At 73.6% G+C, this 14,565-nt stretch carries 14 protein-coding genes; 8 read left to right on the top strand and 6 right to left on the bottom strand.

Features of this window, described 5'->3' with window-relative positions; translation table 11 throughout:
- Positions 1-45: 45 nt before the first annotated feature.
- The 3 genes from F9B16_RS53705 to F9B16_RS25905 all read right to left on the bottom strand — a co-directional run bounded on the left by F9B16_RS53705 (position 46) and on the right by F9B16_RS25905 (position 4,110).
- Positions 46-1,890 (bottom strand): hypothetical protein, encoded by a 1,845-nt coding sequence (locus tag F9B16_RS53705; protein ID WP_151542732.1) that lies wholly within the window; start codon positions 1,888-1,890, stop codon positions 46-48.
- Positions 1,891-1,914: 24 nt separating this feature from the next.
- Entirely contained in the window at positions 1,915-3,258 is a 1,344-nt protein-coding gene (locus F9B16_RS51175) for a hypothetical protein (RefSeq protein ID WP_192808991.1), read from the bottom strand.
- 117 nt (positions 3,259-3,375) lie between these two features.
- Positions 3,376-4,110 (bottom strand): CAP domain-containing protein, encoded by a 735-nt coding sequence (locus tag F9B16_RS25905; RefSeq protein WP_151542731.1) that lies wholly within the window; start codon positions 4,108-4,110, stop codon positions 3,376-3,378.
- Positions 4,111-4,753: 643 nt separating this feature from the next.
- Between F9B16_RS25905 and rplM the strand changes: the two genes are divergently transcribed.
- The 3 genes from rplM to glmM all read left to right on the top strand — a co-directional run bounded on the left by rplM (position 4,754) and on the right by glmM (position 7,341).
- Positions 4,754-5,206 carry a 50S ribosomal protein L13 gene (rplM, locus tag F9B16_RS25900; RefSeq protein WP_151542730.1) on the top strand — a complete coding sequence of 151 codons (453 nt, stop codon included), beginning with the start codon at positions 4,754-4,756 and terminating at the stop codon, positions 5,204-5,206.
- 91 nt (positions 5,207-5,297) lie between these two features.
- Positions 5,298-5,810 carry a 30S ribosomal protein S9 gene (rpsI, locus tag F9B16_RS25895; RefSeq protein WP_151542729.1) on the top strand — a complete coding sequence of 171 codons (513 nt, stop codon included), beginning with the start codon at positions 5,298-5,300 and terminating at the stop codon, positions 5,808-5,810.
- A gap of 187 nt (positions 5,811-5,997) precedes the next feature.
- Positions 5,998-7,341 (top strand): phosphoglucosamine mutase, encoded by a 1,344-nt coding sequence (gene glmM, locus F9B16_RS25890; protein ID WP_151542728.1) that lies wholly within the window; start codon positions 5,998-6,000, stop codon positions 7,339-7,341.
- 65 nt (positions 7,342-7,406) lie between these two features.
- Here glmM and F9B16_RS25885 read toward each other — a convergent pair whose 3' ends face one another.
- A complete protein-coding gene (locus F9B16_RS25885) occupies positions 7,407-7,745 on the bottom strand; it encodes a hypothetical protein (RefSeq protein ID WP_151542727.1) in 339 nt (112 codons plus the stop codon).
- A gap of 28 nt (positions 7,746-7,773) precedes the next feature.
- Entirely contained in the window at positions 7,774-8,616 is an 843-nt protein-coding gene (locus F9B16_RS25880; protein WP_151542726.1) for an HNH endonuclease family protein, read from the bottom strand.
- Positions 8,617-8,735: 119 nt separating this feature from the next.
- Between F9B16_RS25880 and F9B16_RS25875 the strand changes: the two genes are divergently transcribed.
- The 5 genes from F9B16_RS25875 to F9B16_RS25855 all read left to right on the top strand — a co-directional run bounded on the left by F9B16_RS25875 (position 8,736) and on the right by F9B16_RS25855 (position 13,387).
- Positions 8,736-9,692: a DUF389 domain-containing protein gene (locus F9B16_RS25875; RefSeq protein ID WP_151542725.1), complete on the top strand. Its 957-nt coding sequence runs from the start codon at positions 8,736-8,738 to the stop codon at positions 9,690-9,692.
- 63 nt (positions 9,693-9,755) lie between these two features.
- On the top strand, positions 9,756-10,835 hold the full coding sequence (locus tag F9B16_RS25870) for an ABC transporter ATP-binding protein (protein ID WP_192808990.1): 1,080 nt from the start codon (positions 9,756-9,758) through the stop codon (positions 10,833-10,835).
- Positions 10,832-11,710 carry an ABC transporter permease gene (locus F9B16_RS25865; protein ID WP_151542724.1) on the top strand — a complete coding sequence of 293 codons (879 nt, stop codon included), beginning with the start codon at positions 10,832-10,834 and terminating at the stop codon, positions 11,708-11,710. Before F9B16_RS25870 ends, F9B16_RS25865 begins: the two co-directional genes overlap by 4 nt.
- Positions 11,711-11,762: 52 nt before the next feature.
- A complete protein-coding gene (locus tag F9B16_RS25860) occupies positions 11,763-12,674 on the top strand; it encodes an ABC transporter ATP-binding protein (protein WP_151542723.1) in 912 nt (303 codons plus the stop codon).
- The gene (locus F9B16_RS25855) at positions 12,671-13,387 is read left to right on the top strand and encodes an ABC transporter permease (protein WP_151542722.1); all 717 of its coding nucleotides are present in this window, start codon (positions 12,671-12,673) and stop codon (positions 13,385-13,387) included. Before F9B16_RS25860 ends, F9B16_RS25855 begins: the two co-directional genes overlap by 4 nt.
- A gap of 46 nt (positions 13,388-13,433) precedes the next feature.
- Here F9B16_RS25855 and F9B16_RS25850 read toward each other — a convergent pair whose 3' ends face one another.
- Positions 13,434-14,561, bottom strand: a complete 1,128-nt coding sequence (locus F9B16_RS25850; protein WP_151542721.1) for a polysaccharide pyruvyl transferase family protein — start codon at positions 14,559-14,561, stop codon at positions 13,434-13,436.
- Positions 14,562-14,565: the final 4 nt, after the last annotated feature.

Below are 14,565 nucleotides of genomic sequence, written 5' to 3'. Positions count from 1 at the left end.
TCGGCCGCCGCCGTTCTCGTTGCGCCTGCTGCGCGCGGGGTCCGGTCAGCCGTGCGCGCGGGCCTCGATCGGCCGGGCGTCGTAGCCGAGGAACTCCTGCGCGATCTGCTTGGCCTGCTTGTCGCCGGGCTTGACCTGGTGGCCGCTCGGGTCCTGGACGTAGGCGTAGATGACGTACCGGCCGCGGACGGTGACGGCCGCGTAGCCGCCGGCGCGGTCGATGTCCTTGGCCTGGCTGCCGGACATGCCGCGGAACCACTCGTACTTGGCCGGGTCACCCGCGCGGCTCACCCGCAGCGCCGACGCCCGGTTCGGCATGACCGCGATCCCGGTCGTGACCGCCCACGTCTTCATCTTGTTGATGAAGGTCGCGCGGACGACCTTGCGGCAGCTCTCCCGCTGGAGCGCCTTCAGCATCGAGCCGCGCGCCGCGTAGCCGAGGTCCTTGTTGATGGACCAGCGGTCGCGGTCGAAGACGCGGCCGCCGAGGCTGACGGGCGTCTCCGGGAAGGCCTCGGTGAACGACAGGTCCTTCGGGTCGGTCTTCTCGCTGTTGATGTCGACGGGCCGCGGCTTCGGCGGCGTGCTCGCCTTCGGCGGGGCCGACGCGGCGCGGGTGGGCTCGGCGTCCTTGCGGGTGGCGCCGTCGCCCTTCGACCCCGTCCCGCCGAGGACGAACAGCGCGGCGAGCGCGGCGAGCACGAGGCCCGCGCCGCCGCCGACGAGCACGAGGCGCTGCTTGCCGCCGCCCCGGCGCGGCCGGGTGCCGGGCGCGGACGGCCCGCCGGGGCCTCCGGGGCCGGCGGGGCCGGGCTCGTCGAGCGGGACGCCGCCTTCGGCGTGGTATACGGGGGTGATGACGGTGGCCATGGCGGGCTGCTCGGCCGTGGCGGTCGCGCCGTTCGTGTCGGTGTGCGGGAACGGTCCGCTGCCGGTGGGCGGCAGGACGCCGGGCGGCAGGATCGCGTCGGGGACCAGTACGGGGGCGACGGCCGCGGACGCCTTCTCGGCCTCCTTGGCCTTCTCGAACGCCACCGTGCCGTCCCCGGCGCCGCGCGGCGGCGACGGGGGCTCCGGCGCGGGCCGAGGCTGCTCGGCGGGCTTCGGCTGCTCGGCGGCCTTCGGCTGCTCGGCGGGCTTCGGCTGCTCGGCGGCCTTCGGCGGTGCGGCAGGCTTCGGCGGTGCGGCGGGCTCGGCTTGCGCGACCGGCTCGGCTTTCGCGGGGGCGGGCTCGGCGGGCTCGTCGTCCTTCGCGGGAAGCGGCGGCGCGATGCCCATGGGCCCGGTCGTCGTGGAGGGACGCGGCGCGTCCTCGCCCGTCTCGCCGTCCGCGCCGGAGGGGGCCGGCTCGGAGGCGGCGTCCTCGCCGGGACGGATGGGGGCGAAACCGTCTGGGTCGGTGTCGCCGAAGGCAAGGGGGCGCTTCAGGAGCCGCTCAGACGGGACGGCGCGGCGCGAGTCGATGCTCGGGACGCCGACCCCGGCGACGAGCGTGCCGGGCGGGACCGTCCCGGCCGGCGCCTCCGCTTCGGCGGGCGCCTCGGCCTCGCCGGGCGCGGAGGCGGCGGAGGCGGCGGCCCCGGTGTCGCCGGTGTCGCCGGTGTCGCTCGTGTCGGCGGCGGGTTCGGAGGCCCACCAGGGGGTCTGCAGGCCGAACGCGGGCAGCCGGAGGGGGGAGGACGCGGACGGCGCCTCGTCGGAGGCGGCCGCGCCGGCGGTGGCGGGCGCGGCGGCCTCGTCGATCGAGGCCTGGCTGGCGGGAGCGGCCTCGGTGGCGGCGGAGCCTCCCGCGGGAGGGACCGCACCGAAGCTGGGGGGCGCCGAAGCGGCGGGGGCGGCGGCCGTCCCCGCCTCCTCGGCGGTCTCCCGGGTGTCTCTAGGTCCAGACATAAGCAGACAGGGTATTCAAACCGGTCATTTCTTGAGGGGTTTGCCTTCTGTTTCCCTGTAGTGCAGGGCGAGGGCGAGGTCGCTGCCCTTGTACAGCTCGGCGCCGAAGACGCTGACCGCCTTATGGTACTTGGCGGCGATCGCCTTGCCGTCCGGGCGCTGCACCCAGGTCATGACGAGGTAGTGGCCGCGCGCCTGCGAGGTGCCGAACGCGAGGCCCTTGCCGGCCTTCTTGGTGACGCCCTTGCCGGGCAGGGCCTGCAGGAACGCGTCCTTGGCGGACGCGGCCTTCACGGCCAGCTTGGCGGCGTCCTCGGACTTGAGGTTGAGCACCCCGATGGTGCCGATGAGCGAGCCGGTGCTGAGCGCGTAGGTCGCGCGGAGCGCCTGGGTGCAGTCGCCCTTCTTCAGGGCCTTCTCCAGGGCCGTGCCGCCGACGACGGCGCTGCACTTCGTCGTGGAGCTGGCGGCGGTCCGCACGTACTTGTGGCCGGCCGCCTTGAACGAGGCCTTGCCGAACACCTCCGACAGCGTCAGCTTCACGGGGTCGGTGGTGCGGCTCTGCAGCTTCACCGCCTGCAGGGGCGGGACGGTCGGCGTCGCGGGCGCCGCCGGCTTGGTGGACGCGGCGGCGGGCGGCGCCTTCTTCGCGGGCTTGGAGTCGTCCTTCATCATCGACGCCGCGCCGACGCCGCCGCCGATGAGGACCAGCCCGGCGACGACCGCGCCGCCGATGATCAGCGGGAGGCGGCGCCGGCCGGACGAGCCGTCCTCGCCGGACGGTCCGGGGGGCGCGCCGTCGAAGTCGCCCTGCGGGTAGCCGCCGGGCATCGGGGCGCCGTAGGGGTCGTCCCCGGGGTCGCCGTGGCCGAAGCCGCCGGGCGCCTGCTCGTTCTGGCCCGGCCCGAACTGCTCGTTCTGGCCCGGCCCGAACTGCTCGTTCTGGCCCGGCCCGAACTGATCAGCCTGGTCCTGCCCGAACTGGTCGTGTCGGCCCTGCCCGAACCGGTCGTGGCCGGCGGGCCCGAAGTCGCCCGGCGGGAACGCGTCCTGGCCTCCCGTCCCGGGCGGCTCGCCCCAGACGGCCGTCGAACCCGCCGGCCCGCCCAGCGGCTCGGCCGGGGCGGACGGCGGCGCGAAGGGCTCCGCCTCCAGCGGGCCCGTGCCGAAGGGCTCGGCCTCCAGCGGCCCGGTCCCGAAGAGGTCGCCGCCGAACGGGCGCGCGCCGGACGCCTCGCCGTGCGAGGCGGAGGTCTCGTCGTTGTCGTTGCCGTACGGTGGCGCCTCGGCTCCGGAGCCGTACGGCGCCTGCGGCGACGGCCCCGGTGGCCTGCCGCCGGGCCTGCCTTGATCGCCCGGATAACCCATGGCTCTGGACCTTACCGTTCCTCGTTCAGGGCTCTGGACCTTCGGAACACCCACCATGACATGGGGGCGAACCGGACGCCGGTGCTTTGCGGAAGGTCACCGTGCGGGCCCGGGCCGTCACGTCCAGCCGAAGTCCTGGGTCCACAGCGGGCCGTCCGGGCCCGCGGTCATGCCGACGCCGATGGCGCGGAGCCCGCAGTTGAGGATGTTCGCGCGGTGGCCCGGGCTGTCCATCCAGCCGCCGACGACCGCGGCGGCGGTGGCGTATCCCTTGGCGATGTTCTCCGCGCCGGGGCTGGGGTAGCCGGCGTCCAGCATCCGGATCCAGGGGCTGTCGCCGTCGAGGGAGTCGTGATCGAAGTAACCGTGCGCGGCCATGTCGGCGGAGTGCGCGCGGGCCGCGGCGGCGAGCCTCGGGTCGGCGCGCAGCGGCCTGCAGCCCGCCTTGGCGCGTTCGGCGTTGGTGAGCGCGACGACGGCGTTCGCCGAGCCGGACGCGGCGGGCGCCTCCGTCGAGCCGCCCGCCGGCGGGTCGTCGTCCTCGGTGGACGGTTTCGTCTTCCCCGTCGACGGGGTGGGTGACGGGGAAGAGGAGTGCGCCGTGCTCTGCGTCGGCGTCACGGCGCCGGTGGCGGGTGCGTCGGCGGGCGCGGTGCGCGCGCCGCGCCCGGGGCCGGCGCCGCTTCCCGTTCCAGAGCCGGGCTCGTCGTCCAGCACGCCGGACGAGCCGGGACCGGACGGCCCGTCGCCGCGGTCGGACGCGGCGATCGGCTCCGACCGCAGCTGGGGCAGGACGAGCCGGTCGAGCGCGACGCCCGTGCCGATGGCGAGAGCCGACGCGCCGATCGTCACCGCGATCGCGATCAGGGACCGGGAACCGGAGCGGCCCTTCCGCGCGCGGCCCCGTGCGCGGCGCCGTCGTCCAGCGGCCGCCGGCCGGTCGGGCTCCACGGACGGCCGCGCAGAAGGCCGAGGGGAAGGTGACGGGCCGCGCGCCGCGGGCTCACCGGAGTGCCGGGCCTGATGGCGTCCGGGCTTTCGGCGCGATCTGCGGGCAGGGGACAGCGGGGGCTCCCGGGTGCGGGCCGGCGGAGCCGGCGTGGACCGGTCGGCGGCACCTTATCCCTATAAGGAGGAGCGAACCCCAAGATCGTCCGAAACGGGCCTCCGGCCAGGGCGGGGCCGCCGGGACCCGCGCCCCGGACGATGCTGCATACTGGAGAACGGCTGGGGGACCGCCACAGCGCTCCGCGTTTTGACCCGCGTGCGTCCGCGCGGGTATCCTGCGGGTTTGTTGTATGCGTCGACGCCTGTCCGGGCGGGAGACGAATCGCAACGACGTGTCGGTGTGCCCCATCAGCGTGTCCGTCCCGGGGACGGGTGCGCGCGTTACGGGCCCCGGCCTCCCGGAGCGCCAGGTCGGAGATCCAACAGTCCTGATCGGCGCGAGCAGGATATCCGCTGTGAAGTCGACGAGAAACGAAGGCTGACGACCGTGCGCACGTACACCCCTAAGCCCGCTGACGTACAGCGTCAGTGGTACGTCATCGACGCGACCGATGTCGTGCTGGGCCGTCTCGCCAGTCAGGTCGCGCAGCTGCTTCGGGGTAAGCACAAGCCCATCTACGCCCCGCACCTCGACACCGGTGACTTCGTCGTCATCGTGAACGCCGACAAGGTGGCGCTGTCGGGCAACAAGCTGGAGCAGAAGAAGGCCTACCGCCACTCCGGCTACCCGGGCGGCCTGCGCTCGGTGGCCTACGGCGACCTGCTGGCCAAGCACCCCGAGCGGGCGGTCGAGAAGGCGATCAAGGGCATGCTGCCCAAGAACTCCCTCGGCCGGAAGATGTTCGGGAAGGTGAAGGTCTACGCCGGTCCGGACCACCCGCACCAGGCGCAGAAGCCCGTCCCGTTCGAGATCACCCAGATCAGCCAGCCCGCGAAGTAACGCGGACGCGCGACCGCGCGCGCCCGCAGAGGCCGCCGGGGCACCCGGATCACCGGGCCCGCCGCCCTGGCTAGAACACCTGAGGAGAAGCGTGACCGAGTCCATCGAGACGCCCGCCGAGGGCGCCGACCTCGACTCCTACGAGGACGCTCCGTCCGAGTACAGCACCGAGACCCCCGAGGCCGCCGGCGAGAGCTACCTGGGCCAGCCGGTCGCCACCGGCCCGGCCGCGGGCACCGGCCGCCGCAAGCAGGCCATCGCGCGGGTCCGGATCGTGCCGGGCTCCGGCCAGTGGAAGATCAACGGCCGCACCCTGGACCAGTACTTCCCGAACAAGGTCCACCAGCAGATCGTGAACGAGCCGTTCGTGCTGCTCGGCCTGGAGGGCCAGTTCGACGTCCTCGCCCGGGTCAACGGCGGCGGCACCACCGGCCAGGCCGGCGCGCTGCGCCTCGGGATCTCCCGGGCCCTGCAGTTCGCGAACATCGAGCACCGCCCGGCGCTGAAGAAGGCCGGGTTCCTCACCCGCGACGCGCGGGTGCCGGAGCGCAAGAAGGCCGGTCTCAAGAAGGCCCGCAAGGCTCCGCAGTACAGCAAGCGCTGATCGGCGGCACGAGCCGCCGCACCCCGTGGACGTTTCCGCGGCCGCCCCGCACGGGCGGCGCACCGGGTGCGGCGGCTCGTCCGTGTTCTGGGGGCCTGGCCCACTAGATTTGACCGCAGGGGCGGCCGGGACGCGCACCCGTTCCGGACCGCCCGCGCGGTCTTTTCGTCTTTCCGGGAGTTGAACTGTGGCTCGTCTGTTCGGGACCGACGGCGTGCGAGGGCTCGCCAACCGCGACCTGACCGCCCCGCTGGCCATGGACCTGTCCGTCGCGGCGGCGCGGGTCCTCGGCGAGCAGGGCGCGTTCCGGGGGCACCGGCCGATGGCGGTGGTCGGGCGCGACCCGCGGGCCTCGGGCGAGTTCCTGGAGGCGGCGGTGGTGGCCGGGCTGGCGAGCTCCGGCGTGGACGTGCTGAGGCTCGGGGTGCTGCCGACGCCGGCGGTCGCGCACCTGACGCACGAGCTGGCCGCGGACCTCGGGGTGATGCTGTCGGCGTCGCACAACCCGGCGCCGGACAACGGGATCAAGTTCTTCGACCGCAGCGGCTACAAGCTGCCGGACGAGATCGAGGACCGGATCGAGGCGCGGCTCGGCGAGGCGTGGGAGCCGCCGACGGGCGCGGGCGTCGGCCGGGTCCGGGAGGCGCACGGCGCGGTCGAGCAGTACGTCGCGCACCTGCTGGCGACGGTGCCGGTGTCGCTGGACGGGCTGCGGGTGGTGGTCGACTGCGCGAACGGCGCGTCCAGCGAGGTGGCGCCGGAGGCGCTGCGCCGCGCGGGCGCCGAGGTGATCACCATCGGGACGGCGCCGGACGGGCTGAACATCAACTCCGGCTGCGGGTCCACGCACCTGGACGCGCTGTGCGCGGCGGTGCGCGAGCACGGCGCGGACGCGGGCATCGCCAACGACGGCGACGCCGACCGGTGCCTCGCGGTGACCGCGTCGGGCGAGGTGGTGGACGGCGACCAGATCATGGCGATCCTGGCGCTGGACCTGCGGGAGGCGGGCGCGCTCGCGGCCGACACGGTGGTCGCGACGGTGATGTCGAACCTCGGGTTCAAGCTGGCGATGCGGGAGGCCGGGATCGCGGTGGTGGAGACCGCGGTCGGCGACCGGTACGTGCTGGAGGCGATGAAGGAGCGCGGGTTCGTCTTCGGCGGCGAGCAGTCCGGACACGTGATCATGCTGGACCACGCGACGACCGGCGACGGCGTGCTGACCGGCCTGCACCTGCTGGCGGCGATGGTGCGGCGCGGCCGTCCGCTGGACGAGCTGGCGAAGGTGATGACGCGGTTGCCGCAGGTGCTGATCAACGTCCGGGACGTCGACAAGGGCCGCGCGAAGACCGACCCGGGCCTGGCGTCGGCGGTGGCGGAGGCCGAGGCGGAGCTGGGCGAGACGGGCCGGGTGCTGATCCGGCCGAGCGGCACCGAGCCGATGGTGCGGGTGATGGTGGAGGCGGCGTCGCACGACCAGGCGCAGGCCGTCGCCGAGCGCCTGGCCGGGACCGTCCGCGACCTCCTCGGCTAGCCGGGACGTCCGCGACGTGCCCGGCCCGCGACGTGCCCGGCCTTCGGCGGGCCGGGCGCCGGGGGTCAGGGTTCGTCGATCTCCAGGCGGCCGACCTTGAGGTGCTTGATCTCGACGGTGCCGGCCTCCAGGTGGCCGACGATCGCCCGCTTCACCGCGAGCTTGCCGATCGCGACGGCGCCGATGGCGATCGCGCCGAGCGCCATGGAGCCGATGGCGAGGGAGCCGAGGCCGTTGCCGAGGCGCAGCGTGAGGCCGGTGGCGGATGCGCCGGTCACCTCGGCGCCGGTGGCGCGGGCGCCGACCCCGCGCTCGGTGCGGACGCGGGGCCGCTCGGCGGCGCCCCCGTTCCCGGTCTCCTCGGCGTTCTCGGCGTCCGGCCTGTCGTCGGGTTCGTTGCTCATCCGCCGAGCATATTCGGGCGGTCCGCCGTCAGCCGCCGCACAGTTCGAGCATCTTCTGCTTGTCCGCGGACGTCACGGGCAGGTCGTACTTCAGCGACACCTGCGCGATGCGGACGCTGTAGGAGCAGCGGATCCGCTTGTTCGGCGGCAGCCACGACGCCGGGCCGGAGTCGCTCTTGGCGCCGTTCAGCGGGCCGTCCACCGGGATGAGGTTCAGCGGGTCGTTGGCGATGGACTCGCGCTTGTCCTTCGTCCACCGCGAGGCGCCCATCTGCCAGTCGTACGACAGCGGCATGACGTGGTCGATCTGGATGGCGGTCGCGTGCGACTTCGTCCAGTGGATGGTCTTGCCGGAGTAGGGGTCGTCGAGCGTGAGGGAGACGATCACGCAGTTCGAGCCCGACCGGTACTTCACGTCCTCCCCGTCGCGCTTCAGCAGGTCGTTGCGGGTGTCGCAGCCGTTGCGGGCGAACGGGACGTCGGGCGCGTTGTCCATCCACGCGTAGCCGAACTCGTCGCGCTCGTAGCCGGTCTTCGGGCCGCGCCCCTTGGTGGCGACCTTCTTGATGAGCGCGCGGGCCTTGGCCCGGTCGCCGTCGGAGGTGATGGCGGCGAGGCCCGGCTTGGTGCCCTTCGGGTTGTCGAGCGGGCTGACCGAGTGCCCGTCGTTCCGGGACGGCCCGGACCCGCCGCCCGACCCGCCCGACGACCCGTCCGATCCGGTCGCGCCCGCGTCCGTCTTGCAGCCGGACGCCGCGAGCGGCACCGTCAGCGCCAGCGCCGCCGTCGCCGCGAGGGCCTTCCGGCCCAGGCCCCGGTCCCGTTCCCGTCGAAGCGCGCGATCCCGTCGCAGCCCGTTGCGCCGCGTCATGCCCTCACCACCCGGAGTTTTCTGTCGTCTTTCACCCAGATGCAGGTAAATAAACGATCAAATCGTACGGACTCGCGTCGGCGCCACGTCCAGCGGGCTTTTAGGGCAGCATGTGGCGGGTGCTGCACCTCAGAGCGATCGTCCCGCCGGACCGCACCGAAGCCGTCTGCGCGGCGATGACGGAGTGCGCCGGCGCCACGAACGTCGTCGTCCTCCCCGGAGCCGCGCGCAGCCCGCGCGGCGACCTCGTCCAGATCGACGTGGCGCGCGAGTCCGCCAACGAGGTCCTCGCCGCGCTGCGCCGGCTCGGCATCGACAAGGACGGCTCCATCGCGATGGAGAAGATCGACCTGTCGGTGTCGGAGGTCGCCGAGCGCGCCGAGCGGCGCGCGCCCGGCCACGGCGACGACGCCGTCGTGTGGGACGAGTTCGACCGGCAGGTCACCGAGGGGAGCATCCTGACCTGGTCGTTCATCGCGTTCCTCGCGCTGGCGACGCAGCTCGCCGGGATCGCCGCGCTGATCGACTCGCCGGTCCTGGTGGTCGGCGCGATGGTGCTCGGCCCGGAGTTCGCCGCGGTCGCCGCGATCTGCTACGGGATCTTCCGGCGGCAGCCGGCGCGGATCTGGCAGGCGGTCCGGGCGCTGCTCATCGGGTTCGTCTCCGCGATCGTCATCACCTACGTGTGCGCGCTGGTCAGCAAGTGGATCGGCGTCATCGAGACCGACCGGCTGCCCGCGAACCGGCCGCTCACCGCGTTCATCTACAGCCCGGACCGCTGGTCGTTCATCGTCGCGCTGCTCGCGGGCGCCGCCGGGGTGCTGTCGCTGACGGCCGGGAAGTCGTCGGCGCTGGTCGGCGTCTTCATCTCGGTCACCACCGTCCCGGCGGCGGGCAACCTCGCGGTCGCGCTGGCGCTGCGGCACGGCACCGAGATCACCGGGTCGCTGGAGCAGCTCGCCGTCAACTTCCTCGGGATGATCATCGCGGGGACGGTGACGCTGTTCGTCCAGCGGGCCGTGTGGAACGCGGTCCTCCGCCAGAGGGGCCGATCGGCGGCCAAACGGTCGACTTAAGGCGCATCCGCCTAGCACCTAAGGGTGACGCCGCGGCTCCGCCCAGCCGCTAGGTTCGGGGACATGCCGATTATCGCCACCCAGGGCCTGACGATGAGGTTCCCCCGGGTGACCGCCCTGGACGACCTGACGGTGGCCGTCGAGCCCGGCGTCGTCGGGCTGGTCGGCGCCAACGGCGCCGGCAAGTCGACGCTGATCAAGATCCTGCTCGGCCTGCAGCCCCCGTCCGCCGGCAGCGCGACCGTGCTGGGCATGGACATCGCCCGCGAGGGCGTCCGGATCCGGGAGAGCGTCGGGTTCATGCCCGAGTACGAGTGCCTCCCGCCGGACGTGTCCGCGACGGAGTTCGTCGTGCACATGGCGCGGATGTGCGGGCTGCCGCCGGCCGCCGCGCGCGAGCGCGCCGCCGACACTCTCCGCCACGTCGGGCTGTACGAGGAGCGCTACCGCCCCATCGGCGGCTACTCGACCGGCATGCGGCAGCGGGTGAAGCTGGCCCAGGCCCTCGTGCACGACCCGAAGCTCGTCTTCCTGGACGAGCCCACCAACGGCCTCGACCCGGCCGGCCGCGACGAGATGCTCGACCTGATCCGGCGCATCGGCGCCGAGTTCGGCATCAGCGTGCTGGTCACCTCGCACCTGCTCGGCGAGCTGGAACGGGTCTGCGACCACGTGGTCATCATCGACGGCGGGAAGCTGCTGCGCTCCCAGGCCGTCGAGGCCTACACCGCCGAGAGCGGCGTGCTCACCGTCGAGGTGGACGAGGGCCGCGACCGGCTCGGGCAGCACCTGTACGACCAGGGTGTCGCCGTGCACCCCGAGGGCCGGTTCCTGGTCATCGACATCGCCGGGGAGACCACCTACGACCTCGTCCGGGACGGCGTCGCCGACCTCGGGCTGCGGCTGATCCGGATGGAGCAGCGCCGCCACCACATCGAAGAGGTCTTCCAGACCGCCCCGGCCGCGACCGTCCCGCCCGGACCGCCCGGACCGCCCGGACCGCCCGGGCCGCCCGGAGCACCGGGAGGTCCGCCCGGTGGTCCGCCGGGTGTTCCGCCACCCGCGCCGCCGGGCGCCCCGCCCATCCCGGGTGCCCCGCCCGTCCCGGCGCCGCCCGGACCGCCGCAGGGAGGCCCGCGATGAGCACCAGCACCATCCACGACATCGGCTACCGCCACTACGAGGGCCGCCGCAGCGGCCGCGCGTACGTGATGCGGTCGCTGTACGTGCACAACCTGCGCGCCGCGTTCGGCCTCGGACGGCCCGCCCGCGCGAAGGTGATGCCGTTCCTGCTCGCCGCCATCATGCTGCTGCCGGCCGCCGGGTCCGTCGCGGTCGTCGCGGTCGCCAAGCGGCCCGAGGCGCTGATGCGCTACTCCTCGTACGCGGTCACCCTCCAGGTCATCATCGCGATCTTCCTGGCCACGCAGGCGCCGGTGCTGGCGTCCCGGGAGATCCGCTTCCACGTCGTCCCGCTGTACTTCTCCCGCCCGGTCGGCCACCTCGACTTCGTGCTGGCGAAGCTCGGCGCGCTCGCCACCGCGCTGTTCGCGCTGATGGCGGTGCCCGTCACCGTGCTGTACATCGGCGGCCTCGTGACGAAGGTGCCGGACTCCTGGCACCAGTTCCTGCACTACCTCGCGGGCCTCGCCGGCTGCGTGCTGTTCGCGCTGGTGCTCGCCGCGATCGGGACGGTCGTCGCCGCGTTCACCCCGCGGCGCGGCCTCGGCGTCGCCGCCGTCATCGCCGTCTACATGCTCACCAGCACGTTCACGCTGATCATCCAGGGCATCGCCGAGCACCAGACCAACTTCACGCTGGCCGGCTGGATCGGGATCCTCGCCCCGTTCAACCTGATCGACATCGTCCAGGTGCGGCTGCTCGGGCAGGCGAAGTCCGCGGTGGACGTGCCGTCCGGCACGGCCAGCGGCTTCGTCGCGCTCGCGCTGTGCGCGGTGATCGTCGCCGGCTCGGTCGCGGTCCTGTACCGCCGGTTCCGGAAGGCGGGACTCTCTTGAGCGCAGCGAACCGGGGGGCGTGGGGGGTCGTCCCCCCTCGAAGGAGCAGGGCATGAGCGAGATCAGGCTGGAGAAGGTGTCGCGCTGGTACGGCAACGTCGTCGCCGTCAACGGCGTGTCGATGACGATCGGCCCCGGCGTCACCGGGCTGCTCGGCCCGAACGGCGCCGGGAAGTCCACGCTCATCCACATGATGGGCGGGTTCCTCGCCCCCTCGTCCGGGACGATCACCCTGGACGGCGAGCCGATCTGGCAGAACCCCGGCATCTACCGGCGGCTCGGGCTCGTCCCCGAACGCGAGAGCGCCTACGACTTCCTCACCGGCGAGCAGTTCGTGCTCTCCATGGCGAAGCTGCACAAGCTGCCCGACCCGAAGGCCGCCGCGCGCCAGGCCATCGACCGGGTCGAGATGGCCTACGCCGCGAACCGGACGATCGGCACCTACTCCAAGGGCATGAAGCAGCGGATCAAGATGGCGTCCGCGCTGGTACACGACCCGCCCGTGCTGCTGCTGGACGAGCCGTTCAACGGGATGGACCCGCGCCAGCGCCTCCAGCTGATGGACCTGATCACGCGGATGGCGGACGAGGGCCGCACGATCCTGTTCTCCTCGCACATCCTGGAGGAGGTCGAGCGGCTCGCCGGGCACATCGAGGTGATCGTCGCGGGCCGGCACGCCGCGTCCGGCGACTTCCGCAAGATCCGCCGGCTGATGACCGACCGGCCGCACATCTTCCTCGTCCGCTCGTCCGACGACCGGGGCCTCGCCGCCGCCGTCATCGCCGACGGCTCGGCCCGCAGCGTCCAGCTCACCGACAAGGGGTTGCGCGTCGAGGCGGTCGACTTCCAGCGCTTCACCTGGCTGCTCCCGCAGGTGTCCCGGGACGCCGGCGTCCGGCTGTGGGAGGTCTCCCCGGCCGACGAGTCCCTCGAAAGCGTCTTCTCCTACCTGGTGGCCCGATGAACGCGACCATTGCGATGATCACCTTCCGGGCGATGCTCGGCCGGCGGCGCGCGCTGCTCCTGCTCGCCCTGCCCGCGCTGCTGGTCGTCCTGGCGGTCGTGCTGCGCTGGACCGGCAACAACGACCTGGACATATCGGCGAACGTGCTGCAGAAGTTCGGCCTCGCGACGCTGCTGCCGCTGCTCGCGCTGATCGCCGGCACCGGCGTGATCGGCCCGGAGATCGACGACGGCCAGATCATGTACGTGCTGACCAAGCCGATCCCGCGGCAGGTGATCGTGCTGACGAAGCTGGCGGTCGCGATCGTGCTGGTCGCGGCGTTCTCGGTCGTCCCGACGCTGCTGGCCGGGCTGCTGCTGACCGGGACGACCGCGCAGCTCGTGCCCGCCTTCACCGTCGGCGTGCTGGTCGGCGGCGTCGCCTACAGCGCGGTGTTCGTGGCGCTGGCGGTGCTGAGCCGCAACGCGGTCACGATCGGGCTGCTGTACGCGCTGGTGTGGGAGACGCTGCTCGGCAGCTTCGCGCCGGGCGCCAAGTCGGCGTCCATCCAGCAGTGGGCGCTGTCGGTCACCGACGCGCTGACCCCGGCGTCGCCGGTCAGCTCGTCCGTCGACCTCGGCGTCGCGATCCCGCTGCTCATCGCCGTCACCGCGGGCGCCGCGTTCCTGGCCGCGTTCCGCCTGCGCTCCCTGACCATAGCCAGCGCCGAGTAACCCGTCCGCCCCGGCGCGGGACGGCTGGGCGCCGGACGGCCGGGCGTCAGGAGTAGATCTTCGCGGCCAGCGCGGCCTTGCCCTGCTGGAGCGCGTGCAGCGCCGCCGGGTCGAACCCGCTCCCGGACGGGCGCTCCGGCACCGCCGGGGGCTCGGCGAGGGCCCAGCCGCTGCCCGCGTCGACGAGGGAGCGGTGCTTGGTCGAGTAGTAGTCCGGGTTGACCGGCACCGCCACCCCGGCCGCGCCCGTGGCGGCGGCGACCAGGTGCGGGTGGAACCGTGTGGAGAGCCAGACCTGCTCCGGCCCGGCGGGCAGTCCGTTCGCCCAGACGCCGGCGAACGGGTAGAAGCGCATCCCGGGCAGGTACGGCTCGACCAGGTCGAAGATCACCCGGTCGACGCCGGGGATGCCCTCGACGACCCCGATCCGGTCGCCGGTGACGCCCCACGCCCGCATGGTGGCCGTCACGAAGGACGCCAGGGCGGGACGGGGCATCTCCAGCAGGTCCGACTGCAGGCACAGCATCACCTCCCGCAGCTCCTCGCCGGGCGGGCGGCACAGGTGCGGGCCGAGGCCGAGGAGCAGGTCGTCGCCCGTGCGGCCGGCCGCCGTCGCGCCGCCGAGCAGGCGCTCGGACGGCTCGTCCCGCGCGTCGGCGAGCTCGAAGCACGCGGCCAGCTCCCGGATCAGCGGCACCGCGTCGTCCGGCGCGGGCCAGAGCCCCTGCCCGGTCATGACGGCCCGCCCGCCGGACCGCTCGACCGCGCCCACGGCGGCGGCGAGCAGCCCGTAGTGCTTCGGCCAGATCCCGTTGACGTACCCGCCGCCGATGAGGTGGACGATCCGCGCCCGCGCGGCCAGCTCGATACCGGCCACCCAGCGGCAGGCCATCGCGGGGCGGTGCATCGCACGGCGCACCCAGCCGGCCTTCTCCCACGGCCCGTCGCCGGGCGCCTCCCAGCACAGCCGCCAGAACGTGTCGGTGAACCGGGCCCGCGGGTGGATCCCGTCGAGCAGCATCTGCGCCGGGCCGGGGTGCGGGCAGTCCAGCCAGACGTCGGTGTCCGGGGCGGCCGCGGCCAGGTACCGCAGCCAGGCCGCGGCGATCAGCTCATCGCCGTAGTTCGGGAACCCGGTGGTGCCGACGAGATAGATCATTTCACTCCAGACCATGTCC

The sequence above is a fragment of the Actinomadura montaniterrae genome, from assembly GCF_008923365.1.
In the GTDB taxonomy this organism is placed as follows: Bacteria; Actinomycetota; Actinomycetes; order Streptosporangiales; family Streptosporangiaceae; genus Spirillospora; species Spirillospora montaniterrae.
This window is presented reverse-complemented; position numbering and strand designations above follow the sequence as displayed.

Excerpts from the sequence above, each read along its gene's own strand:
- F9B16_RS51175 (WP_192808991.1), bottom strand. The coding sequence starts at position 3,258 with ATGGGTTATCCGGGCGATCAAGGCAGGCCCGGCGGCAGGCCACCGGGG.
- F9B16_RS25850 (WP_151542721.1), bottom strand. The coding sequence starts at position 14,561 with ATGGTCTGGAGTGAAATGATCTATCTCGTCGGCACCACCGGGTTCCCG.
- F9B16_RS25855 (WP_151542722.1), top strand. The coding sequence starts at position 12,671 with ATGAACGCGACCATTGCGATGATCACCTTCCGGGCGATGCTCGGCCGG.
- F9B16_RS25865 (WP_151542724.1), top strand. The coding sequence starts at position 10,832 with ATGAGCACCAGCACCATCCACGACATCGGCTACCGCCACTACGAGGGC.
- F9B16_RS25880 (WP_151542726.1), bottom strand. The coding sequence starts at position 8,616 with ATGACGCGGCGCAACGGGCTGCGACGGGATCGCGCGCTTCGACGGGAA.
- F9B16_RS25885 (WP_151542727.1), bottom strand. The coding sequence starts at position 7,745 with ATGAGCAACGAACCCGACGACAGGCCGGACGCCGAGAACGCCGAGGAG.
- F9B16_RS53705 (WP_151542732.1), bottom strand. The coding sequence starts at position 1,890 with ATGTCTGGACCTAGAGACACCCGGGAGACCGCCGAGGAGGCGGGGACG.
- F9B16_RS25870 (WP_192808990.1), top strand. The coding sequence starts at position 9,756 with ATGCCGATTATCGCCACCCAGGGCCTGACGATGAGGTTCCCCCGGGTG.
- F9B16_RS25860 (WP_151542723.1), top strand. The coding sequence starts at position 11,763 with ATGAGCGAGATCAGGCTGGAGAAGGTGTCGCGCTGGTACGGCAACGTC.